35 protein-coding genes and 1 pseudogene are annotated in these 18,525 nt (G+C 70.4%); all 36 read left to right on the top strand.

The features are described 5' to 3' along the window. Nucleotides 1-4: 4 nt before the first annotated feature. The 36 genes and pseudogenes from N4G70_RS29235 (at nucleotide 5) to N4G70_RS29060 (ending at nucleotide 18,418) form a co-directional block, all read left to right on the top strand. Nucleotides 5-433 carry a hypothetical protein gene (locus tag N4G70_RS29235; protein ID WP_261715758.1) on the top strand — a complete coding sequence of 143 codons (429 nt, stop codon included), beginning with the start codon at nucleotides 5-7 and terminating at the stop codon, nucleotides 431-433. After that, nucleotides 430-906, top strand: coding sequence for a hypothetical protein (locus N4G70_RS29230; RefSeq protein ID WP_261715757.1), 477 nt, complete (start codon nucleotides 430-432; stop codon nucleotides 904-906). The genes N4G70_RS29235 and N4G70_RS29230 overlap by 4 nt, the downstream gene beginning before the upstream one ends. Further along, nucleotides 903-1,181: a hypothetical protein gene (locus N4G70_RS29225; RefSeq protein ID WP_261715756.1), complete on the top strand. Its 279-nt coding sequence runs from the start codon at nucleotides 903-905 to the stop codon at nucleotides 1,179-1,181. The genes N4G70_RS29230 and N4G70_RS29225 overlap by 4 nt, the downstream gene beginning before the upstream one ends. Then, entirely contained in the window at nucleotides 1,178-1,609 is a 432-nt protein-coding gene (locus N4G70_RS29220; RefSeq protein WP_261715755.1) for a hypothetical protein, read from the top strand. Before N4G70_RS29225 ends, N4G70_RS29220 begins: the two co-directional genes overlap by 4 nt. Next, entirely contained in the window at nucleotides 1,606-1,863 is a 258-nt protein-coding gene (locus N4G70_RS29215; RefSeq protein ID WP_261715754.1) for a hypothetical protein, read from the top strand. The genes N4G70_RS29220 and N4G70_RS29215 overlap by 4 nt, the downstream gene beginning before the upstream one ends. Next, nucleotides 1,860-2,174, top strand: a complete 315-nt coding sequence (locus tag N4G70_RS29210; RefSeq protein ID WP_261715753.1) for a hypothetical protein — start codon at nucleotides 1,860-1,862, stop codon at nucleotides 2,172-2,174. The genes N4G70_RS29215 and N4G70_RS29210 overlap by 4 nt, the downstream gene beginning before the upstream one ends. Next, complete coding sequence (locus tag N4G70_RS29205; protein ID WP_261715752.1) at nucleotides 2,174-2,701, top strand: hypothetical protein; 528 nt, start codon at nucleotides 2,174-2,176, stop codon at nucleotides 2,699-2,701. The genes N4G70_RS29210 and N4G70_RS29205 overlap by 1 nt, the downstream gene beginning before the upstream one ends. Nucleotides 2,702-2,792: 91 nt before the next feature. Continuing rightward, a complete protein-coding gene (locus N4G70_RS29200; protein ID WP_261715751.1) occupies nucleotides 2,793-3,236 on the top strand; it encodes a hypothetical protein in 444 nt (147 codons plus the stop codon). Continuing rightward, the gene (locus N4G70_RS29195; RefSeq protein ID WP_261715750.1) at nucleotides 3,233-3,382 is read left to right on the top strand and encodes a hypothetical protein; all 150 of its coding nucleotides are present in this window, start codon (nucleotides 3,233-3,235) and stop codon (nucleotides 3,380-3,382) included. Before N4G70_RS29200 ends, N4G70_RS29195 begins: the two co-directional genes overlap by 4 nt. Further along, nucleotides 3,379-3,840 carry a hypothetical protein gene (locus tag N4G70_RS29190; RefSeq protein WP_261715749.1) on the top strand — a complete coding sequence of 154 codons (462 nt, stop codon included), beginning with the start codon at nucleotides 3,379-3,381 and terminating at the stop codon, nucleotides 3,838-3,840. Before N4G70_RS29195 ends, N4G70_RS29190 begins: the two co-directional genes overlap by 4 nt. Then, on the top strand, nucleotides 3,837-4,334 hold the full coding sequence (locus N4G70_RS29185) for a hypothetical protein (protein WP_261715748.1): 498 nt from the start codon (nucleotides 3,837-3,839) through the stop codon (nucleotides 4,332-4,334). Before N4G70_RS29190 ends, N4G70_RS29185 begins: the two co-directional genes overlap by 4 nt. Before the next feature lie 110 nt (nucleotides 4,335-4,444). After that, a complete protein-coding gene (locus N4G70_RS29180; RefSeq protein ID WP_261715747.1) occupies nucleotides 4,445-5,473 on the top strand; it encodes a hypothetical protein in 1,029 nt (342 codons plus the stop codon). A 223-nt stretch (nucleotides 5,474-5,696) separates the two neighbouring features. Continuing rightward, nucleotides 5,697-6,710, top strand: a complete 1,014-nt coding sequence (locus N4G70_RS29175; protein ID WP_261715746.1) for a recombinase RecT — start codon at nucleotides 5,697-5,699, stop codon at nucleotides 6,708-6,710. Between the two features lie 72 nt (nucleotides 6,711-6,782). Beyond that, a complete protein-coding gene (locus N4G70_RS29170) occupies nucleotides 6,783-7,301 on the top strand; it encodes a hypothetical protein (protein ID WP_261715745.1) in 519 nt (172 codons plus the stop codon). Beyond that, nucleotides 7,298-7,999, top strand: a pseudogene (locus N4G70_RS29165) (exonuclease domain-containing protein); the annotation flags it as partial. The gene N4G70_RS29170 and the pseudogene N4G70_RS29165, both read left to right, overlap by 4 nt. Before the next feature lie 254 nt (nucleotides 8,000-8,253). Next, nucleotides 8,254-8,724, top strand: a complete 471-nt coding sequence (locus N4G70_RS29160) for a hypothetical protein (protein ID WP_261715744.1) — start codon at nucleotides 8,254-8,256, stop codon at nucleotides 8,722-8,724. After that, nucleotides 8,721-9,059, top strand: a complete 339-nt coding sequence (locus N4G70_RS29155; protein WP_261715743.1) for a hypothetical protein — start codon at nucleotides 8,721-8,723, stop codon at nucleotides 9,057-9,059. Before N4G70_RS29160 ends, N4G70_RS29155 begins: the two co-directional genes overlap by 4 nt. Beyond that, the gene (locus N4G70_RS29150; RefSeq protein ID WP_261715742.1) at nucleotides 9,056-9,427 is read left to right on the top strand and encodes a DUF2493 domain-containing protein; all 372 of its coding nucleotides are present in this window, start codon (nucleotides 9,056-9,058) and stop codon (nucleotides 9,425-9,427) included. The genes N4G70_RS29155 and N4G70_RS29150 overlap by 4 nt, the downstream gene beginning before the upstream one ends. Beyond that, nucleotides 9,424-9,627, top strand: coding sequence for a hypothetical protein (locus N4G70_RS29145; protein ID WP_261715741.1), 204 nt, complete (start codon nucleotides 9,424-9,426; stop codon nucleotides 9,625-9,627). The genes N4G70_RS29150 and N4G70_RS29145 overlap by 4 nt, the downstream gene beginning before the upstream one ends. Continuing rightward, complete coding sequence (locus N4G70_RS29140) at nucleotides 9,624-10,439, top strand: hypothetical protein (RefSeq protein ID WP_261715740.1); 816 nt, start codon at nucleotides 9,624-9,626, stop codon at nucleotides 10,437-10,439. The genes N4G70_RS29145 and N4G70_RS29140 overlap by 4 nt, the downstream gene beginning before the upstream one ends. Then, complete coding sequence (locus N4G70_RS29135; protein ID WP_261715789.1) at nucleotides 10,439-12,139, top strand: DNA cytosine methyltransferase; 1,701 nt, start codon at nucleotides 10,439-10,441, stop codon at nucleotides 12,137-12,139. The genes N4G70_RS29140 and N4G70_RS29135 overlap by 1 nt, the downstream gene beginning before the upstream one ends. Nucleotides 12,140-12,223: 84 nt before the next feature. After that, nucleotides 12,224-13,342: a hypothetical protein gene (locus tag N4G70_RS29130; protein WP_261715739.1), complete on the top strand. Its 1,119-nt coding sequence runs from the start codon at nucleotides 12,224-12,226 to the stop codon at nucleotides 13,340-13,342. Next, nucleotides 13,339-14,094, top strand: a complete 756-nt coding sequence (locus N4G70_RS29125) for a hypothetical protein (RefSeq protein WP_261715738.1) — start codon at nucleotides 13,339-13,341, stop codon at nucleotides 14,092-14,094. Before N4G70_RS29130 ends, N4G70_RS29125 begins: the two co-directional genes overlap by 4 nt. Then, nucleotides 14,087-14,425, top strand: coding sequence for a hypothetical protein (locus tag N4G70_RS29120; RefSeq protein WP_261715737.1), 339 nt, complete (start codon nucleotides 14,087-14,089; stop codon nucleotides 14,423-14,425). Before N4G70_RS29125 ends, N4G70_RS29120 begins: the two co-directional genes overlap by 8 nt. After that, nucleotides 14,422-14,727: a hypothetical protein gene (locus N4G70_RS29115; RefSeq protein ID WP_261715736.1), complete on the top strand. Its 306-nt coding sequence runs from the start codon at nucleotides 14,422-14,424 to the stop codon at nucleotides 14,725-14,727. The genes N4G70_RS29120 and N4G70_RS29115 overlap by 4 nt, the downstream gene beginning before the upstream one ends. Further along, entirely contained in the window at nucleotides 14,724-14,903 is a 180-nt protein-coding gene (locus N4G70_RS29110) for a hypothetical protein (protein WP_261715735.1), read from the top strand. The genes N4G70_RS29115 and N4G70_RS29110 overlap by 4 nt, the downstream gene beginning before the upstream one ends. Nucleotides 14,904-14,971: 68 nt before the next feature. Then, nucleotides 14,972-15,139: a hypothetical protein gene (locus N4G70_RS29105; protein WP_261715734.1), complete on the top strand. Its 168-nt coding sequence runs from the start codon at nucleotides 14,972-14,974 to the stop codon at nucleotides 15,137-15,139. Beyond that, entirely contained in the window at nucleotides 15,136-15,786 is a 651-nt protein-coding gene (locus N4G70_RS29100; protein ID WP_261715733.1) for an XF1762 family protein, read from the top strand. The genes N4G70_RS29105 and N4G70_RS29100 overlap by 4 nt, the downstream gene beginning before the upstream one ends. A 30-nt stretch (nucleotides 15,787-15,816) precedes the next feature. Beyond that, nucleotides 15,817-16,134: a MazG-like family protein gene (locus N4G70_RS29095; protein ID WP_261715732.1), complete on the top strand. Its 318-nt coding sequence runs from the start codon at nucleotides 15,817-15,819 to the stop codon at nucleotides 16,132-16,134. Beyond that, complete coding sequence (locus N4G70_RS29090) at nucleotides 16,134-16,400, top strand: hypothetical protein (protein ID WP_261715731.1); 267 nt, start codon at nucleotides 16,134-16,136, stop codon at nucleotides 16,398-16,400. Before N4G70_RS29095 ends, N4G70_RS29090 begins: the two co-directional genes overlap by 1 nt. Before the next feature lie 19 nt (nucleotides 16,401-16,419). Then, entirely contained in the window at nucleotides 16,420-16,611 is a 192-nt protein-coding gene (locus N4G70_RS29085; protein WP_261715730.1) for a hypothetical protein, read from the top strand. After that, nucleotides 16,608-17,303: a ParB N-terminal domain-containing protein gene (locus N4G70_RS29080; protein WP_261715729.1), complete on the top strand. Its 696-nt coding sequence runs from the start codon at nucleotides 16,608-16,610 to the stop codon at nucleotides 17,301-17,303. Before N4G70_RS29085 ends, N4G70_RS29080 begins: the two co-directional genes overlap by 4 nt. Then, a complete protein-coding gene (locus N4G70_RS29075; protein ID WP_261715728.1) occupies nucleotides 17,300-17,674 on the top strand; it encodes a DUF4326 domain-containing protein in 375 nt (124 codons plus the stop codon). The genes N4G70_RS29080 and N4G70_RS29075 overlap by 4 nt, the downstream gene beginning before the upstream one ends. Nucleotides 17,675-17,748: 74 nt before the next feature. Further along, a complete protein-coding gene (locus N4G70_RS29070) occupies nucleotides 17,749-17,979 on the top strand; it encodes a hypothetical protein (RefSeq protein WP_261715727.1) in 231 nt (76 codons plus the stop codon). Beyond that, nucleotides 17,976-18,233 (top strand): response regulator transcription factor, encoded by a 258-nt coding sequence (locus tag N4G70_RS29065; protein WP_261715726.1) that lies wholly within the window; start codon nucleotides 17,976-17,978, stop codon nucleotides 18,231-18,233. Before N4G70_RS29070 ends, N4G70_RS29065 begins: the two co-directional genes overlap by 4 nt. Then, nucleotides 18,230-18,418 carry a hypothetical protein gene (locus N4G70_RS29060; protein ID WP_261715725.1) on the top strand — a complete coding sequence of 63 codons (189 nt, stop codon included), beginning with the start codon at nucleotides 18,230-18,232 and terminating at the stop codon, nucleotides 18,416-18,418. The genes N4G70_RS29065 and N4G70_RS29060 overlap by 4 nt, the downstream gene beginning before the upstream one ends. The last annotated feature ends 107 nt before the right edge of the window (nucleotides 18,419-18,525 follow it).

Below are 18,525 nucleotides of genomic sequence, written 5' to 3'. Positions count from 1 at the left end.
CCCAGTGTCCCGAGTGTCCCAGATCCCCAAGTCCTTGGTCATCCGGCCCGAGCTGGCGGCTGTGTTCGCCGAGACCGTTGAGCGTTTCGTGGTCCGTGACGGTGTTGACCTGACGACCGTGGCCGACCTCGACAGTGTCCGTGTCGCCCTGGTGATGGCCGCGCACCGCCTGAACCGCGTGGTCGAACTGCGGGAGACCGCACGGTCCGCGTCGACCACCCACGTGAAGTACCTGCTGCTCACGACCCCGGCTATGGTGGACCGCCGTTGGCCTGCCGCCCGTGACGCCGATGCGGCGCTCGACGCCGCCGAGGCCGCGTTCGAGACCGACAAGACCGTGGCGCTCGCCCTGCTGGCCGGACTGTCGGCGGGTGCGACCTACGGCGACGTGCTCGACGCCCTGCACCCGGCGATCGACGGCGGTGCGCGATGAGCATCTCGACCACTCCCGAGTTCAAGCGGCTGGTCATGGCTATGGACCATGACGTCCCCGCCGATGCGGCTTCTTATCTGCTGGCCGCCTTCTACGAGGTGGTGCGCACAGAGGTCCGCGCCGAGGTCGCCGCCGACATTCGCCGCGCCGAACTGCCGTCTTTCCCGGCCGGGGAGCGCACCGACCTGGTCGCGAAGACCATGCGGGCCGTCGATGTCCGCATCGCCGAGTGGGGCGCGGAAGCCCCCTACGGCGTCACGGAGCAGGCGATAGCGGCCCGCGTTGCTGCCGCCGAGGCCGAGCAGCTGAAGGTCTGCCCGTCCCGCGCCGAGGTGTTGCGCGAGGCGATCGCGCAGCTCAGCGGGCTGGCCGGCTCGGTGTCGGAGTCTCGTCAGCTCGGTCTGGATTTCGCGGTCGGTGTGCTGCTGGACATGGTGACCGGCCGGGACAAGACCACCGGCGGTGCGTCGTGAACGCCGACGAGTTCAACGCCTTGTACCCGGTGGGCACGCCGGTCGTGGCCTACCCGTTCGTCCGCCCTGAGCACCCGATCGCGGTCGCGTTCCGTAAGGCCGCTGATGCTGGCCGCCGACGCGGCGCCGAGCCGGTCCCGTGCGAGCGCCTCGACACCCGTACCCGCAGCGTGGCCTGGAGTCGCGGCCACGGCGCGCCGGTCGTCCTCGTCGAGGGCTACAGCGGCGGTATCTGCCTCACCCACATCGACGTCGTCAACGGAGGCGCGTCATGAGCGAGTACACCCTGCTCCAGGAGACGCAGTCCGACCGCCTGTTCATCCGTACCTGGGCCCCTGGCGACGGCGTGACATGCAGCTTCGCCCGTATGCAGCGCGGTACGCCCTGCACTCCGCCGGTCGCCGTCACGATCACTGAGGACAAGCGGGAGCACTTCGGCAAGTACAGCCGGACGAAGACGAAGCGCATCGTCTGCCGCAACCATCTGCCGGGCTTGTCGCGGCCGAGCGAGATCAACACCGAGGCGCGCAAGGCCGCCACGGAGCGCCTGATTGTCGGGCACTGGGACGAGTACCAGTCGTACCTCGCCCAGGAGACGGCGTCTCGTCGCGAGGCCGAGTTCGACTTCGCCGACCCGGAGATCCGCAAGCTGGTCCTCGACGCGAGGGACCCGGCCGTGTCCGAGGCGGGTGACCCGCGATGACGACTCCCACGAACCCGATCGAGCGCCTGGACTTGGGCGCAGAGATCAAGGCGCAGCTCGCGCGGCAACTCGCCCGGCAGCGTGCCGCAGCTCTGGAGCGGCAGATCGCGGAGATCTCCGCGCACGCCCACGCCGCCGTGCCCGTGCCGGATGGCCGCCTTGCGGAGCAGTGGCACCAGTTCCTCGACATCGACCCCGACCTGCGGTGCCGCGACTACACCCGCACCGAGCGCACCCGTGGAGGGGCGTCATGAAGCTGCTCGATCTGTCCCGCCCGATGGCTGTGCTCCAGGAGCTTGGCCGCGAGTTCCCGATGCTGCCCGCCCCGCACATCGACCTCAACGACATCTACCCGAGCCAGATCCGCCTGGCGTTCCACAAGAGCCTCGGCGACTTCGAGGCGTGGCGCGAGGCACTGAGCATCGACCCGGCCGCAGTCCGGCAGACCACGCAGAGCGGCGACATGACCCTGGTCCTGCACGCCTCCGCCACCCGCGGCGACGTCCTCATCGAGCTGATCGCCTACGGCCCGAACCCGGCGATGCTCCTTCAGGCGGTGGCGTGATGGATCTCGCCGAGCTGACGCCCCAGGAGTCGAACGACCTGGAAGCCGTGCTGGTCGAGTTGGACGGCGAGTACCGGAAGCTGTACGGCCCGGATGCGGCCGCATGGCCTCGGGATGTGTTCCACCTCTACTCCTCGACGTCGGAGCAGGTGCAGGAGCATTCGCAGCTGGTGCGCGAGCACCGTCCCGAGCGGCCCCGCTACTCGCCGAAGGCACGCATGCACCGGCATCAACGGCAGTTGCCGTACCGGGTGCGCCAACTGGTGCCGGGCGCCGAGTCTGTTGTCCTCACGCCGACGTGGACGGGGGCGTCGATCGACGACCTGCACGTGGTCTTCATGGCGCTGGTCCGTAACGCCGACGGTGTGCAGCTGAAGCTGCCGCGCGGCGGGTCCCAGCGGCTGGCCGAGCTGCTCCAGGGCGCCTTCAAGGCCGACTGGCGCCGCTGCCAGGTCTGGCATGCGGACGGCAACCGGCTGGAGCGGTGGGAGCCGACCGCCTGCACCCCGAGGCGGGTGGCCGCATGAGCCTCCGCCGTCTCGCGGCCCTGACGGCCGTCGACATCGCCGCATCCATCACCGCCCTGATCTGGGCAGGCCGCCGCACCTGGGGGAACCGATGACCGACCTCGAAACCGCAATCGACCGCACCGCCGAAGCTGGCGCGCTGAACATCGCCGACCTCGCCGGGATCGCCTTCCGGGAGATGCAGGAGGGCGCCGAGAAGCAGGGCGACGACATGTTCGACGAGCACCGCGAGCAGCTGCTGAGCGCCGCACGACAGACCGCTCTCATGAAGCTCGGTCCGGACGTCGCCGTCCAGTTGGCATGGCAGTTCACGGGCACCGCCGAGCTGCCGCCGGACATCGAGCAGGCCGTCGCCGTCGTCGATGAGGGCCCCGACTACCTGCGCTACCGGTACAACGTCGCCACCGAGATCACGTCGTTCGAGCTGGTCGAGCCGTGCAGGGCCTGCGGCAGGGACAAGGTCAGCGAAATCCACGACCTGGTTGGCCTCGGCGCCCTCTTGGAGGCGGCTGTCTGGGACAGGGAGCTGTCGTGACCTTCAGCCCGTGGCCGTCCATCGCCTGGACGGCAGGCCTGATCGGCCTCATCGGCTTCCTCATCGTCCGGGGCCAGCACATCAGCGCAGCCCGCCGCGAAGCCGCCCGCACCGCCATCCCGCACCAGCGCCAGGGGGAACAGTGACCAGCAGCCTTCCACAGGACCCGTACATCGACGCGATCGCCACCGGGCTCGCCGATGTCGGCTTTGACATCGCCGACGGCTGGACGTCGGACGCTGAAACCCGCGGCACGTACTGCTTCCTCAGCGCCGTCCTCACTCTCGACGCCGATACCAGCGGCCTCGACGAGGACGACTGGCCGGAGGGGCTGCTGCTGATCTGGGAGTGGCACACCGGCATCGAGGCCGCCGATGGCGAGCCCGAACGCGGGCCGTCGTGGCAGTGGGCCAAGAAAAACGCCGACGGCTCCAACACGCCGCCCGAACAGCTGCCCGTCGATGGGTTCGCCAACCCCGTCCAGGTTGCCGCCGCGGTCCACGAACTCGCCACCACAGGCAACGCCCTCAAGAAGCGGCCCGGCCGGTGGGACGGCACTGCCGCTGTCGAAACGGCGATCAGCGCATGGGAGGCGGAAGCATGACCCTCACCCTCCCGTGGCAGGGCACCGGTAGCCACCGGGCAGTCGACGAGGTCGCCCGTCTCCGGCACGAGCTCGCCGGCGCCGGACACCTCATCGAGAGCCTTCGCGGCCAGGTCGACGACGCCAACGCGGCCCGCGACCGGGCCAACGAGAAGGCCAGTCAGTACGACGAGGCTGTAGCCCGCGCCGACGCCGTCGTAGAGGCTATGGCCGAGATGCAGTCCGAACTTCGGGAACTGCGCGCCCACCTCGCCAACTGCGAGGCCGTCACCGTCCCGCCGATGGAACGCGACATCGACCCCGGCGACCATCCGACAGTGCCGGTCGACGTCAAAAGCCTGCGAGAGCGCTTCGCATCCGGACCGGTCGTCAGCCTCCACCACTCGCCGCAGGCCGCCGTCGACCCCGCGCACGTGCCGGGCTGGGTGAAGCCGGACACCGACAGCGTCGAACTCCCGGTCCACGCCGACCGGCTCGTGCAGGGCGCCGCCTAGACCCGCCGGCGGGCGTCGACTACGCGTCCGCCCGCCGGCGACGAACACCGCCCCGCCCGAGGCGAATTCGGGCGGGGCTCACCAACCAGCATCTCTCATCGGGAGACCTCGTGTCCGTCACGATCAACGCTCACCAGCTGCAACTCCTCCTCGACAAGACCGCCAACCACATGGGCAGCGAGTACAACGAAGCCCTGCACGGCATCCGCCTCGACGTGGACGCCAAGTACCTGTACGCCGTCGCCTCCGACCGCTACACCATCGCCGTCGCCCGCTACCAGCTCAGCCACGACGACGAGCAGCAGGAGCCGTGGGCGCGCACCATCCCCGGTGAACACTTCCGCTCGATCCGCGAATGGATCGACACCATGAAGGGCGCCGGCCTCATCACCATCAGCGCCGCGAAGGACCGGCTCGTGTTCGAGGGCCCGCAAAGCGACTTGAGTATCACCGTCAACACGGACCTGGAGTTCCCCGACTGGCGTGGCGTCCTCCGCAAGCAGGTCGAGGCCGCCACAGACGGCACAGCCTTCCCCGCCTTCGACTCCGGCTTCCTGGCCCGCTTCAACACGGGCACCTTCTTGCACGCCCGCCTGACAGGCAACGACAGGCCGCTCCTGGTCTTCGCCGACGATTTCCTCGGCGCCCAGATGCCGATGCGGCACGCAGGGATCTACCCCTGCAAGGAGGCGTCGTTCGACGGCGCCCACCGGTCGTGGCTGTGGACTCTCGCCGCCGGCTCCAAGGACGCCGACCTGTCCGACCCGGCGTTCGCGGACGGGGACCGGTCCCGGTACGAGGTCACGATCGACATCCGCGAGACAGGCGAGTCGCTGCTGGACACGGCACTCCGGTCGGTCTGGGAGATGAGCGGCAAGTCGAAGGACAAGCCCGACGAGTTCCTCGCCCACTGCCTCGCCGCGACCCATGCCTGGATGGCCTACCGCTACCTGGACGCCCTGTACAACGCGGACCCGCGAGCCGCTCAGGCCGTCGTAGCCGAAACGGCCGGCGACCTGGAGGACGGGGAGATCGGCGAGTTCGCATGGGAAGCCGCCGAGAAGGCCGGGTTCGCCCCGCAGAAGTGGCACGACGACTACGAGGCGCGAAAGGCCGAGCGGGCTGCTGACGCGGCCTGATCGCTCGCACCCATAGACGCGGCCGTCGAGCGCCCCCATCCCGCTCCGGCCGCCCAGGGCCCGGTCCCTGACCCACCCCCGCCAGGGACCGGGCCCCACCACACGACACCCATTCCGCACAGATCACGAAGCTCAACAGCGAACAGGAGCACCAGAAGTGAGCAACGAACTCGTTAGGGCTGACTCCCAACAACGTCCAGGAGGCGCGCTCTCCCTGGGCCACATGACCCCCCACGAGGCCTGGCTGTTCTGCCAGTCCCTCTCCGACACCCCCCTCCTGCCGGACGCCTACCGGCGCAACGCCGCCTCTGTCCTGTGGGCCATGGAATACGGCCGCGCCCTCGGCCTGGACGTCGTCACCACCATCACGACCATCCACGTAATCAAGGGCAAGCCCACCCAGTCCGCCGACTTGATGCTGTCCCGGACCCGATCCGCCGGCCACAAGGTCCGCATCCGGCAGGAACCGGGCCAGTGCACCGTCAGCATCTGGCGGACCGATGACCCCGAGTTCGAGAACGCGATCACCTGGACTTACGACGACGCAGTCACCGCCGGGCTGTGTGAGATCCGCAACAACCGGCCCTACTCGCGCAGTCAGAAGGGCGAGCCTCAAAGCTGGGAGAAGTACCCGCGGGCGATGCTGCGCGCCCGCGCAATCGCCGAGGCTGTCCGGTCGGCGTGCCCCGAGGTGCTGCACGGCGCGATCTACACCCCGGAGGAACTCGGCGCCCGCGTGGACTCCGAGGGGCTGCCGATGGAGGCAGAAGTACATCAGCTGCGCCGCGTCGAGCCGGGCCAGACCGACCAGTGGGCCACCCCTGCGGCCACCGTCCAGGCGGCCACGGCAGATCTGCCGTCGGAGTCGCTGACTCCCGCAGGACGCGACTACCTGCACGAGGCGCACGCCGCGCCGGACGCGGCAACGGTTCGGCTGATCTGGCAGGACGCCAAGACCGAGGGCGCACGCCCGGAGTATCTGGCGCAGATCGCCGAGGTCGGCCAGCAGAAATCCGCCGCCGAAAAGACCAAGGCTGACGACGTGGTGGACGGCGAAATCGTCGACGAGCCCGCGGACGAGCACGCCGACGCGATCGCCGAACTTCGCGTGGCCGCCGCCGAGGCCCGGCTCGACGACTTCGAGAACGGCGCCGCCACCGCCCTCGGCATGCCGATCGAGAAAGCCAGCACCGTCGCGATCCGCGCGCTCGCCGCACAGATCCGCCCCGCCGCCTGACCCCCGCGCACATCGGCCCGCCCCGCGGGATTCGGGGCGGGCCACCCACCAGCAAAGCACACCGGAGAAGCAATGGATCTCGCGCAGCTCGCCCTAGAAGAGGCCGCCCTCAAAGCCCTCTCCGACACCGTCAACGACCGCCTCAAGGAGGTGAAGGCCTCGATGCAGGAAGCGCTAGTAGGCAACGACGTCTCGAAGGTCAACGCCACCCTGCCGGACGGCACCAAGGTCGCGACCATCTCCCGCACCGACCCGAAGCCGACCGCTGTGGTCACCGACCCGGACAAGTTCCTGGCCTGGGTCCGCGTCAACTCCCCGCACAACGTGACCACTCGGCTTGTCACCGAAGTCCGGCCCGCGTACACGACCGCCCTCCTCGCTGAGATGACAGCCGCCGGATGCAACGAGGTGGCCGACAAGGAGACCGGTGTCGTCGAGGAAGTCGGCGGGGTGGAGATCAGGGCGACCCGCAGCACGTTCCACTCCGTCCGCCCCGTCGACGGCGGAAGGGACGCCATCGCCAAGGCGTGGCGGGCCGGCCAACTCAACCACCTCAACCCGTTCCAGATCGAGGCAGGTGAGGCGTCGTGAGCTGGCACACCGAACCCCTGGTCGGCTTCGACCTGGAGACCACCGGCGTGGACGTCGAGACCGCCCGGATCGTCACCGCCGCCCTTGTCTTCCGCATCGATGCCGACCTCGCACCAGTCACGCTGACCTGGCTCGCCAACCCGGGCGTCGACATCCCTGCCGAAGCTGCGGCCGTGCACGGCGTCACCACCGCGAAGGCGATGGCTGACGGAGAGTCCGCGGCGGCTGTTGCCGAGGCTGTCGCGGCCTACCTCGCCGCGGCCCTGAACGAGGGCCAGCCAGTCGTCGCCATGAACGCCCGCTACGACTTCACCGTCCTCGACCGCGAACTACGCCGCCACGGGCTCAAGACCCTCCACGAGCGCATCGGCGCCGCGACCAGCCCCGGTCCCGTCATCGACCCACTCATCCTCGACAAGCAAGCCGACAAGTACCGCAAAGGCTCACGGAGGTTGGAGGCTCTCGCCGTCCACTACGGCGTGATCCTGGACTCCGCGCACGCTGCGGACGCGGACGCGCTCGCCGCGGTCGAAGTGGCCGTCGCGATAGCCGAGAAGTTCCCGCAGCTCCAGGTCCACCCCGAGCAACTGCACGCGTGGCAGATCCGGTGGGCGGCCGAACAGGCAACCAGTCTCCAGCAGCACCTGCGGAGGCTGTCGCCCTACGCGGTGGTCGACAGCGAGTGGCCGATGGTCCCGCTGACCGGCGAACGCCAGGTACGCAACGCGCTCGCCGACCTCGCCCAGCGGTGGGAATCGATGGCCCCCAAGCCCCCTATCGGTGACCTCTTCGTGGACGAGGTGACGCCGGCGGAGGCACACAGGGCCGCCCGCGACCACACCTACCGCCAGGCAGCCGCCGACGTCCGCGACGTGCTGCGCACTGGCCACGTCCCGCACGGGCTGATGACCGACGCCGAACTTGAGCAGTACGGAACCCCGGAGGCCACGTCGTGAGGGCCTTCTACCGCGGCTATCACGCCGCCACGGGCCGCCGGGCCAAGCAGGTCCGCCGCCTGCACGTGATGCGCGAGGACGGCCAGTTCGCGGGCAAGCAGGGCCTGTGCGGGGCGCACGGCTGGGGCGTCACCAACTCGCCGCCCGTCATCCTCGACCCGCTGCCCGCCCAGCCCCCGGCCGGTCTCGACTGGTGCGCGTCCTGCGTCGGCCACGCCGCCCGCATCGTCGGCGAGCTGGAGAAGGTCGCGGACACCGTGGCCCGCCTCCAGCCGCCCACCGAAGGCCCCTGCGGACGCTGCCGCCGCACGCTGCCCCTCTTCTCCTTCGAATGGGTGCCCAACGGCTGGGCCGAGTTCAAAGAGATCAAGCTCTGCACCCGGTGCCACAGCCTCTCCGCCCTCGAAGACGAAGACGGACAGCTCGACTCGGGACCACTGCTCGACCGGATCGGAGCCACGTCATGAGCAAGCGCCTGACCCTCGCCGAGGAGGTCGCCGCCGATGTCCGCGACAAGACCCTCGCACAGCTGGTCCGCCAGGCCTCCGACTGGGACCGCAAGGTCGTCGCCCAGGCCGTCCTCATCTGGATCCGCGACCACGACACCGTCTCGGCGAACGACCTCCGCGACCAGCTCCCCGACGTCGCCGCCGGAGTCCTGCCCGGTGTACTCCGCGGCATGAGCCACAACTACCTCATCGGCACAGGGGAGTTCGTCCCGTCGACCGCGCCCTCGACCCGCGGGCACCGCATCGCCGTCTACCGCAAGCGCACCAACGCAGACCGGGCGGAGGCGGCATGAAGCCTTACCGCATCCTCGTCACCGGCTCTCGCGACTGGGACGACATCGACATGGTCCGCGACAACCTCGCCACCGCCATCTACCAGAACGTACCCGCGGTCATCGTCCACGGCGCATGCCCCCGAGGCGCGGACGCTATCGCCTCCTGGTGGACCCGTCAGAACCGTGCTCTCGGAGTCGCCGAAGAAGCGCACCCCGCCAACTGGCAGGCCAACGGCAAGCGCGCCGGCTTCATCCGCAACGCCCACATGGTCCACCTCGGCGCCGACCTCTGCCTCGCCTTCATCAAGAACGGCAGCCGCGGCGCCAGCCACACCGCCGCCCTGGCCGAAGAAGCCGGCATCCCCGTCAGGCGGTGGACCGCATGAGCCTCTCCTTCCTGATCCTCGCCGTCCGGTGCCTCGCCATCTTCATGGGGCTGGCGCTCCTGGGCCTCGCCGTCAGCGGCACCTGGGCACTGACCTGCTGGATCGCCGGACACGTACAGCGGCGCAAAGAACCGCAGGCCCGCCGCTACCAGACCGACCACGACGACCACCCCCACACCCCGAGGGGAGAGCAGCAGTGACCACCGCGACGAAGGCCCTCCCGCCGCACGGGAGTTACCGGCGCTACAAGGGCACGCGAACCCGCCGCCCTTGCCGCTGTCAGGCATGCACCCGAGCCAACCGCCTCTACGGCGTCCAGCGCGCCCGGAACATCCTCGAAGGGCGCCCCAACCGCATCCCCCGCGCCGAACTCGTACCGCACATCGAGATGCTCCTCGCCAGCGGCATGAGCCAAACCCTCATTGCCCGCCACGCCGACCTCGCCCAGGGGACGATCAGTTACCTCCTGTCCGGGCGAAGCAAGACCTGCCGCCGCGACCAGGCCCTCCGCCTCCTCGCTGTCCGGCCGAACTCCTTCGACGGGATCTCCGACCGGCCCGCCACCGGCACGACCCGCCGGCTCCGGGCGCTCATCGCTCTCGGCCACACCCGCCAGGCCATCGCTGCTGAGAGCGGCCTCCACATCGCCACCCTCAGCTTTCTCCTGAACGGCCACTGGACCGTCGTCGACGGCCGGACAGCCGATGCCGTAACGCTCGCCTACAAGAGCCTCGGCAACCGCCCCGGAGACTGCGAACCCAACCGGCGACGAGCCGCCCGACTCTCCTGGGGACCGCCCGCAGCCTGGGACGACGACACGATCGACAACCCCGCCGCCCAGCAAGACACCGGCCAACACGTCCCCCGCTACATCGCCCTATCCGAAGACGGCCTCGAACTCGAAGCCCAGGGCTACACCCGCGAACAGGCCGCCGAACGCCTCGGCGTCACCCGCGACGGACTCCAGCGCGCACTCCAGATCTACCGCAGCGCATACAAGGAGGCAGCGTGATGTACCGCAACGACAACGACGCGCTCACCGTCATGGACTGGTTTTGCGGTGCGGGCGGCAGCTCGCAGGGCATGCACGCCATCCCCGGCGTCCGGGTCGAGCGCGCGGCGAACCACTGGCAGAAGGCCATCGACTCGCACGCCGCGAACTTCCCCCAAGTCGACCACTACCGCGGTGACATCCGCGAGGCTCCGGTCGAGCAGTGGCCAGTCACCGACATCTTCTGGGCGTCCCCGGAGTGCCCGCAGTGGTCGAACGCCCGCGGCAAGAAGCGGGACTTCGCCACCAGCCAGCAAGGCGACCTGTTCGGCGACGATTTCGCCCCTTCCGAGGAGGTCGAGCGCTCCCGCGCACTGATGGAGGAAGTCCCCATGTACCTGCGGGGCGTCCAGCAACGCGGCGGGCTGGTGAAGGCCGGCGTCGTCGAGAACGTCGTCGACGTCCGGGCCTGGGACCAGTGGGACCGCTGGATCGGCGAAATCAGGAAGCTCGGCTACGAGACCCGGGTCATCGCCCTGAACTCGATGCACGCCGACCCCCGCACCGTCCACAGGGCGCCTCAGTCCCGCGACCGTCTGTACGTCGCGTACTGGCACCGCAGCCTCGGTCGCACCCCGGACTGGGACAAGTGGCTGCGCCCGCGCGCCTGGTGCCCCGGCTGCGAGCAGTGGGTCCAGGCCGTGCAGCGGTTCAAGACCCCCGGCCGCGACATGGGCCGCTACAGGCAGCAATACGTCTACCGCTGCCCCAACACCACCTGCCGCAGCCAGATCGTGGAACCGGAGACACTGCCCGCCGCAGTCGCCATCGACTGGACGCTGCCAGGCCGGCGGATCGGCGACCGGGCCAAGCCCCTCGCGGACAAGACCCTCGCCCGCATCCAGGCCGGCCTCGACAAGTTCGCCCGCCCCATCACCCTGGAGGCGGCGGGCAACACCTTCGAGCGGCGCCCCGGGGTACGCACCTGGCCCATCGACGCGCCCATGACGACACAGACCACCACCGCGACCAAGGCCATGGCCTACGAGCCGTTCATGGTCCCCGCGGGCGGCACCTGGCGTGACGACCCGTCCAGCGTCCTGGACCCGATGGCCTGCCGCACCACCCGCGAGAACGACGGCCTCGTCATCCCGCCCCTCCTCATCCCGGTCGAGGGCCGCGACGGCAAGGAGCCCGCAAGCGCGAACAACCCGCTGCGCACCCAGACCGCCCGCAACGAAACCGGCCTGGCCTGGCTCCCGTTCATGGTCACCATGCGCGGCGGCGGCGACCAGCTCCGCGGCCGCTCCATCCGCGAAGCCCTCGGCACCGTCTCCGCCAACGGCAACCACCACGGCCTCGTCACACCGGAAGCAGTCGACTGGCAGTCCCTGCTTGTCCCCTACTACGGCAACGGCCAGGCCCGGCCTGTCGCCGAACCCGTCGGCACGCTCTCCACCCGCGATCGGTACGCCCTCGTCCAGGGCCAGGTCGACATCGACGACGTCCGGTTCAGGATGCTCGAACCCCACGAGATCGGCCGGGCCATGTCCTTCGCCGACCAGTACATCGTGCTCGGTTCAAAACGGGAGAAAGTCCGTCAATACGGTAATGCCGTTACCCCGAATTGCGCCGAAGTCATCGTGAGCGCGCTCGTCGAAGCGATCACCGGCGACGACATCGAACGGCACACCCAGCCGCAGTTGGCAGCCGCCGCGTGACCGCCTCCCGCCCGGCCCGCGCCGCACCCCGCTAGCCCGGCACCCGCACCCCTTACCCGTACCGCCAGGAAGAAGACCGACCTCATGGCACGTGGCCACGGCAGAATCCTCACCAGCATCTGGGAGGACGCTGATTTCCTCGCGCTCGACGAGAGGGAGCAGCGCCTCTACCTGTTCCTGATCTCGCAGCCGAACCTGAATCACGCCGGGCTGCTCGACCTCACGCTTCGGCGCTGGGCGCGCAAGGCCCGCGGGCTCACCTCAGCAGAACTGGAGAAGCTCCTCCAGTCGCTGGAGGCGGCCCGGTTCATCGTCATGGACGACGAGACGGAAGAGCTCCTCATCCGCTCGTTCATCCGTAACGACGGTGTCTGGCGCATGCCGAAGGTCATGGGTGCCATGGTGTCTGGCGCGCTGGAGATCTCCTCCAAGCGGCTCCAGCGCGCCCTCCTCGCCGAGGCCGACCGCATCCCGCTCGGCGAGTTGAGTGACGAGCCGGCGAAGCTTCGCGGCGGCGGCGAGGGGCCATCGATCCGCAGCCAGGTTTCTGCCCATATCGACACCCTTCGCAAGGCCTTCCAGAACCCCGAACCCGACCCCACGGAAGGGGGTTCGGTAACCCCCTCTGCAACCTCTTCGGGAACCCCCTCCGATACCCCAGCCGAAGGGGGTCCGAAAGGCTCTACGCGCGGGCGCGCGGCCCTGCACGTGCGCGCGGCCCCTGCCCCTGCCCCTACCCCTGCCCCTAACCCCAGCCCCATACAAGACGCGTCGGCTGATGCGGGCGATCAAGTCGAGCTTGTCGTCGTCGAGGATTCCGACTTCGTCGGCGCGACGGATACAGCCGCAACAGAGGCCGGTCTGGTCGGCGCGGCCCAGATCGTCGGTGAGTGGATCGAGCGCTGCGCCAAGCGACCACCCGGCTCCGTCATCGGCCGCGTCGGCAAGCAGATCAAGAAGCTCCTCGATGACGGCATCGCCGCGGACGACATCCGCCGCGGCCTCGCCCTGTGGATGGCCAAGGGTGCCGACCCCTCGACGATCCCCAGCTTCGTGAACCAGGCGATGAACGCCGCTCCGGCCCCCACCCCCATCGGCAACGTCGTCGACCTCGCCTCCGGCCGGCCCCTCACAGGCACCGACGCCAAGGTCGCCGGCTGGGCCGCCATCGCCGCCAAGTACGCGAACGGAGATTCCGCGTGAACGTCCCCGAAGCGGCTGAACTCCTCAGCCACTGCACCGCGTTCGACAACCGCCAGCCCTCCGAGGCAGCCGCCATCGCCTGGGCTTCCGCCCTGCACGACGTCCCGTTCGACACGGACGCCAAGGCTGCTGTCGCCAGCTACTACACGACTCCGCCGCAGAACCCGAACGAGCGCCTGTGGATCTTGCCGCATCACGTCCGCACCCTGCGCACCAAGATCCGCAACCAGCGGTTGGAGAACTTCCAGTACGAGCCGCAGCCCGACGAGACCATCGCGGAGTACCTCGGCCGCCTCCGCGGGCAGGTGAAGGCCATCGCCTCCGGCCGCATAGCCGGACCCAGTGGCCAGCCAATGCTGTCGGGCGGCCCGTCCAAGCGGTTCATCGAGGAACTGGAGGCCCGCGGCTTCGCTGTTGGCCGCGACGTGCCTGACTCCGACGAGGAGTCGCTCGTCGACACGGTGCGCCGTTCCGGTCCGCTCGGCGTCAAGTGCCCGGCCTGCGCCGCCGAGATCGGCTTCCCGTGCAACAACGGCCGGGCCACCGCCAAGCATCCGCTGGGCAAGCCCCTCCCGAAGCCGCACACGGCCCGCTCCCGCGCCGCCAGCGGCGAGACGGGGCTCAGCGCCGAACAGCGGGCCGCAGAGGAGCAGAGGGTCCGTGAGGCCTCGCGGCGGGCCCTTGAGCGCCTGGAGGCCGAACAGGCCATCCACGACGCGGAGATCGTCGACGAGGAAGTGCCCCGTGGATGAGCCGCTGGAGCGCGACGACGTCAAGGCGATGCGCAAGCAGGGAGACCTCGGCCGCTACCTCCGGGACCAGATCCGCGCCGGGAACGCCCGCCGCACCAGCCCACCCGCCACGGCCCCGCCGCCGAAGCCGCCCGGCTACCGGGCCGGCGCCTGGCCCACCGGCACCCGTCCACCCGACCCGCCGCCACCCCAGCCGCCCGACGCCTGGATGCGCGCCCTGGAGGCGTACCGCGAGCACGTCGTCGCCACCGAGCACCGCGACCGGCTCGACGACGACCCCGGCCAGACCTGCGACTGCAAGCCCTGCACCGACCAGAGGAGGAACCCGTGAAACGTTCCCAAGCCCCGATGCCCGAGTCGATCCGCCACACTCTGCGCGCCGGCCAGCACCCGGCCCGCTCCGTCGCCTGCCCCTGGTGCGGGGTTGCCGCACACAAGCCCTGCCAAGCGGGCAAGACCCGGTTGCTGACTGGCGGTTCGCTGCACCCGCAGCGGGTGTCCGCCTGGGCTGAGCTGACCGCATGCTGCCCGGCCTGCCAGGTCGAGCCGACCGTCCCGTGCCACGAGGACGGGCGGGAGCGGGCCACCGTCCACGCCCGCCGGTACGAAGAAGCCGAGCAGGCCGCGGCATGACGCCGCTGGAGCGCCTGATGGCCGAGGGGGTGCCCGACGGCACGTTCGGCGCCTCACGGCCCGCACAGGCCCGCCTGAAGGCCAAGCGGGCCCCAACCGGACCTGACCCGCGAGCAGCCGAGCACCGGGCCGCCCTCCTCGCCGCCATCAGCCGCAAGCACCGCCCCGCCGCCTGACCCCCGCCGTGCCACGACGACCGCCGTGGCCGCCCCCTGGCCCGTTGCTACACCCGAGGAGAAGCCCGATGGACCGGATCTACATGAACCACCGTCACGGTGAGCGCCGCATCCATGTCGAGATCGAGGAGCAGGAGGTCGCCGATCTCCTCGACTCGCGCGACGGCGAGGCGGCCCGCCGGTTGGACGAGATCCTGCGCGCCGCGCGCCGGGCCTTCACGGGGGGCCGGTCGTGACGGCCGATGGCCGGGCCCGGCTGAAGATCGTTCCGGCGCGCTCGTTCGATGAGGCCTGCGACTTGGTGGATGCCCTGCACCGCCATCACCGGCGTCCGGTCGGCCACAAGTTCAGCATCCGTGTAGTGGCCGGTGTTCGGACGGTCGGTGTGGCCATCGTCGGGCGGCCTGTTGCCCGCTCGTTCGACAACGGGTTGACGGTCGAGGTCACTCGTGTGGCGACGGACGGGACTCCCAACGCCTGCTCGGCCTTGTACGGGGCGGCCTGGCGGAGCGCGTCGGAGCAGGGCTACCGGCGGATCGTCACGTACACGCAGGACGGGGAGTCGGGGGCGAGCCTGCGGGCGGTGGGCTGGCGGCAGGTTGCGGTCCTGCGTCCGCGGACGGGTTGGGATACGCCGTCGCGGCGCCGGGAGGGGCGCGGGACGGACGGGATAGCCCGGATCTTGTGGGAGCAGACGCGAGTTGATGCCGAGCCGCTTCCACCCATCGACGTTCTGCGTCACGAAATGCGTAACGAAATCCTCTGCGAAGCCGTCGGCTGCGGACGCCCCTTCCTGCTCCGTGCCGGCCCCGGGCGCCCTGCCCGCTTCTGCTCCGACGCCTGCCGCCAGCGAGCCCACCGTGCCCAACGCCGTCCCGCCTGACCGCCCCGACCACCCGACCCGGAGGAACCCATGCTCAGCACTGACCAGTGGTCCACGATCCGCAGCCTCGTGGACTGGCTCGACTCGAAGAACGGGCGCAGCGACGCAGAGATCACCCTGCGCCTACTGAAGATCACCGAGGAGGCGGGGGAGGTCGCCCAGGCCTGGATCGGGGTGCAGGGCCAGAACCCGCGCAAGGGGATCACGCACATCGTCCCGGACGTCCAGGACGAACTGTGCGACGTGATCGTCACGGCCGCCGTGGCGCTCGCCTCGCTCGTCGGCAACCCCGAGACCGTCCTCAGCGCCAAGCTCGCGAAGATCGCCGACCGGGCGGCGGCCCACTGATGCCGCGCCACGTCCGAGCCCGTGACATCGACGCCGTGCTCGCCTACGGCGGCTATGAACCGTCCGAATGGGCCGACGGCGACTGGGACCCCGGCTACCGCGTCGCGCAGGACGGCCGCCGCCAGGTGAACGTCTTCCACGACGGGCCCGGGGAGCAGGACGCCCTGGATCTCTACGCGGCCGAACTCCGCGCCCACGACTACCACGTGATCCCCGACCAGCAGCCCGGCGCCGGACGACGCCGGCTCCACATCACCAAGCCCTGAACCGATCCGGAGGAACCCGATGACTGACCAGCCTGTCGCTGCTTACCGACGCCCCGAGGAGCCCACCGTCCTGTTCTGCCGGGTGCACGGCCGGACGCATGCCGACTGGCGCAGCCTGACGCCGCTCGTGTCCGAGGATCTGCCCGATGGCGGGTTCTGCTCAGAGTGCTACGCCGACGTCCTCATCCCGCTGACGGGAGACGGCCGATGACCGACCAGCCCGCCCTGCGCGACCGGATCGCCGCCGCGATCGACGACGTCTTCGCCCGCTGGCAGGCAGGCCTCGGCGACCAGCGCCCGCAGGACGCGATCCGAGACGCCGTGATGGCCATCCTGCCCGCGCCCGTCGCCACCGACCTCCGTGAACAGGTGGAGGTGTGGCCACTGAAGCGCGTGCTCGCCGAGGTGCGCTGCGGTTCGCAGGACTGGTCGTGGGACGAGGAGTGGGCCGACCTCGACAAGCGTCATGCCGCGACCGGCTACCTGGCCAAGCTGGAACAGCAGATCCGCGAGAACGGCATCACCATGCCCGTGCTCATCGGCTCGGACGGCCGCCTATGGGACGGGCACCACCGGCTGCGGATCGCAGTCCGCCTCGGCATCGGCTACGTGCCAGTCGAGATCACACCGAGCCGCATGGCCGATGAGGCGCAGCAGCCCGAGGAGGCGTGGCCGTCGGAGTCGCAGTGGCGCGTGGAGCTCTACGACCCGGTCGCCGAGCAGTGGGTGCCCTTCGGGACCCTCACGACGAAGCCCGAAGCCGAACGCCGACTGGCCCTGGCGGTTGAGCGGGCGCCGAGGTGGCGGGATGACGGGGCCGATGTCCGCCGCCGGATCGTCCGCACGACCACCACGTACACCGTCGAAGCCGAGGCGCAGCAGGCCAAGGGGACCCGGCGATGAGCGAGCAGCCTTCCCGCATCCAGCGCCGCCGCAACAAGGGCTGGCGGAAGCCCGCTAACACCGTGATCGTCACCCGGCCCAGTCGGTTCGGGAACCCGTTCACCCTCGCCGGGGCTATCGAGTGGCTCGGAGCCGAATCGCCCGAGCAGGCCCGCCAGGCGTGCCACATGGCGTTCCACTCCTGGGTACGCGGTTCCGACCAGTGGTGGATGGGCCCCGAAGCCGCCGCCACCCGCAAGCGCCTCCTCGACGGGCTGCACGAACTGCGCGGCAAGAACCTTGCCTGCTACTGCCCGCTCCCCGAGCCCGGCCAGCCCGACCACTGCCACGCGGCCGTGCTGCTGGAGCTCGCCAATCGCCCCGCCTCGTGACGCCCACCGTGCGGCCCCGGCGCCTATCCGGGGCCGCACCCGCCCAGTCCAGCACGACCACCACCGGAGGAACCATGACCGACCAGCCCGCTGCCGTTTCGATCAGCTACTTCATCCAGTCCCGCCCCGCCCCGAGCCAGCCGTGGCAGCAGGCCTCGGGCGCCGTGTGGAGTTGGGGGTCCCGGGCCACGGCCCTGGACAAGCTCGCCGTCCGGCGCCGAATGCAGCCGAGTTGGGAGCACCGGCTTATGCGGCGCACCACCACCGTCACCGAGCAGCCCGAGCCCGAGGAGACGCAGCGATGACGACCCTGCCCCCGCCCCGCGTCGGCGCCCCGCTGTCCGCCCGGGAACTCGCCGTCCTCGAAGGGATAGCCCGCGGCCTGCCCAACGCGAGGATCGCCGTCGAGCTCGGCTTGTCGACGGGCACGGTCGCCACGCACATCCGCCGCCTGCTGGCCAAGCTCGGCGCCCGCGACAAGGCGCACGGGGTGGGGAACGCGTTCAGGCTCGGGATCCTCGGCGGGCCGGTCATCCGGCCGCGGGGGTGGGCGGCGTGAACGCCCCGCGCCCGCTGGCCCCGGCACTGCACGAGCGGACGGCGGAGATCCTGCGCCGCTGCTACCGCTACGAGCCGCCGGCTGACGTCCTGGCTCGCGCGGTGCGGATGCTCGCCACCGCGGACGGGCACCTCGATGCGGCCGGGCGGATCGTCACCGGGTCCCGTGCCGGGAGGCGGACGTGAGCGGGCCGTCGTCCAGCCGGCGCGGCGAGCACACCGGAACCCCAGGCGCCCTCTGGGAGACCGAACTCCGGCCCGTCGAGCGGGTCGTGGACGACGAAGCGCCCGAA

Origin of the sequence: Streptomyces sp. ASQP_92, from assembly GCF_025399895.1 — a bacterium.
Taxonomy (GTDB): domain Bacteria; phylum Actinomycetota; class Actinomycetes; order Streptomycetales; family Streptomycetaceae; genus Streptomyces.
The sequence above is the reverse complement of the archived record's forward strand: the minus strand, read 5'-3'. Positions and strand labels throughout refer to the sequence as shown.

Coding starts and splice junctions, on each gene's coding strand:
- N4G70_RS29230 (WP_261715757.1), top strand. CDS start 430: ATGAGCATCTCGACCACTCCCGAGTTCAAGCGGCTGGTCATGGCTATG.
- N4G70_RS29220 (WP_261715755.1), top strand. CDS start 1,178: ATGAGCGAGTACACCCTGCTCCAGGAGACGCAGTCCGACCGCCTGTTC.
- N4G70_RS29215 (WP_261715754.1), top strand. CDS start 1,606: ATGACGACTCCCACGAACCCGATCGAGCGCCTGGACTTGGGCGCAGAG.
- N4G70_RS29210 (WP_261715753.1), top strand. CDS start 1,860: ATGAAGCTGCTCGATCTGTCCCGCCCGATGGCTGTGCTCCAGGAGCTT.
- N4G70_RS29205 (WP_261715752.1), top strand. CDS start 2,174: ATGGATCTCGCCGAGCTGACGCCCCAGGAGTCGAACGACCTGGAAGCC.
- N4G70_RS29200 (WP_261715751.1), top strand. CDS start 2,793: ATGACCGACCTCGAAACCGCAATCGACCGCACCGCCGAAGCTGGCGCG.
- N4G70_RS29185 (WP_261715748.1), top strand. CDS start 3,837: ATGACCCTCACCCTCCCGTGGCAGGGCACCGGTAGCCACCGGGCAGTC.
- N4G70_RS29175 (WP_261715746.1), top strand. CDS start 5,697: ATGACCCCCCACGAGGCCTGGCTGTTCTGCCAGTCCCTCTCCGACACC.
- N4G70_RS29170 (WP_261715745.1), top strand. CDS start 6,783: ATGGATCTCGCGCAGCTCGCCCTAGAAGAGGCCGCCCTCAAAGCCCTC.
- N4G70_RS29155 (WP_261715743.1), top strand. CDS start 8,721: ATGAGCAAGCGCCTGACCCTCGCCGAGGAGGTCGCCGCCGATGTCCGC.
- N4G70_RS29150 (WP_261715742.1), top strand. CDS start 9,056: ATGAAGCCTTACCGCATCCTCGTCACCGGCTCTCGCGACTGGGACGAC.
- N4G70_RS29145 (WP_261715741.1), top strand. CDS start 9,424: ATGAGCCTCTCCTTCCTGATCCTCGCCGTCCGGTGCCTCGCCATCTTC.
- N4G70_RS29135 (WP_261715789.1), top strand. CDS start 10,439: ATGTACCGCAACGACAACGACGCGCTCACCGTCATGGACTGGTTTTGC.
- N4G70_RS29130 (WP_261715739.1), top strand. CDS start 12,224: ATGGCACGTGGCCACGGCAGAATCCTCACCAGCATCTGGGAGGACGCT.
- N4G70_RS29110 (WP_261715735.1), top strand. CDS start 14,724: ATGACGCCGCTGGAGCGCCTGATGGCCGAGGGGGTGCCCGACGGCACG.
- N4G70_RS29105 (WP_261715734.1), top strand. CDS start 14,972: ATGGACCGGATCTACATGAACCACCGTCACGGTGAGCGCCGCATCCAT.
- N4G70_RS29095 (WP_261715732.1), top strand. CDS start 15,817: ATGCTCAGCACTGACCAGTGGTCCACGATCCGCAGCCTCGTGGACTGG.
- N4G70_RS29090 (WP_261715731.1), top strand. CDS start 16,134: ATGCCGCGCCACGTCCGAGCCCGTGACATCGACGCCGTGCTCGCCTAC.
- N4G70_RS29085 (WP_261715730.1), top strand. CDS start 16,420: ATGACTGACCAGCCTGTCGCTGCTTACCGACGCCCCGAGGAGCCCACC.
- N4G70_RS29080 (WP_261715729.1), top strand. CDS start 16,608: ATGACCGACCAGCCCGCCCTGCGCGACCGGATCGCCGCCGCGATCGAC.
- N4G70_RS29075 (WP_261715728.1), top strand. CDS start 17,300: ATGAGCGAGCAGCCTTCCCGCATCCAGCGCCGCCGCAACAAGGGCTGG.
- N4G70_RS29070 (WP_261715727.1), top strand. CDS start 17,749: ATGACCGACCAGCCCGCTGCCGTTTCGATCAGCTACTTCATCCAGTCC.
- N4G70_RS29065 (WP_261715726.1), top strand. CDS start 17,976: ATGACGACCCTGCCCCCGCCCCGCGTCGGCGCCCCGCTGTCCGCCCGG.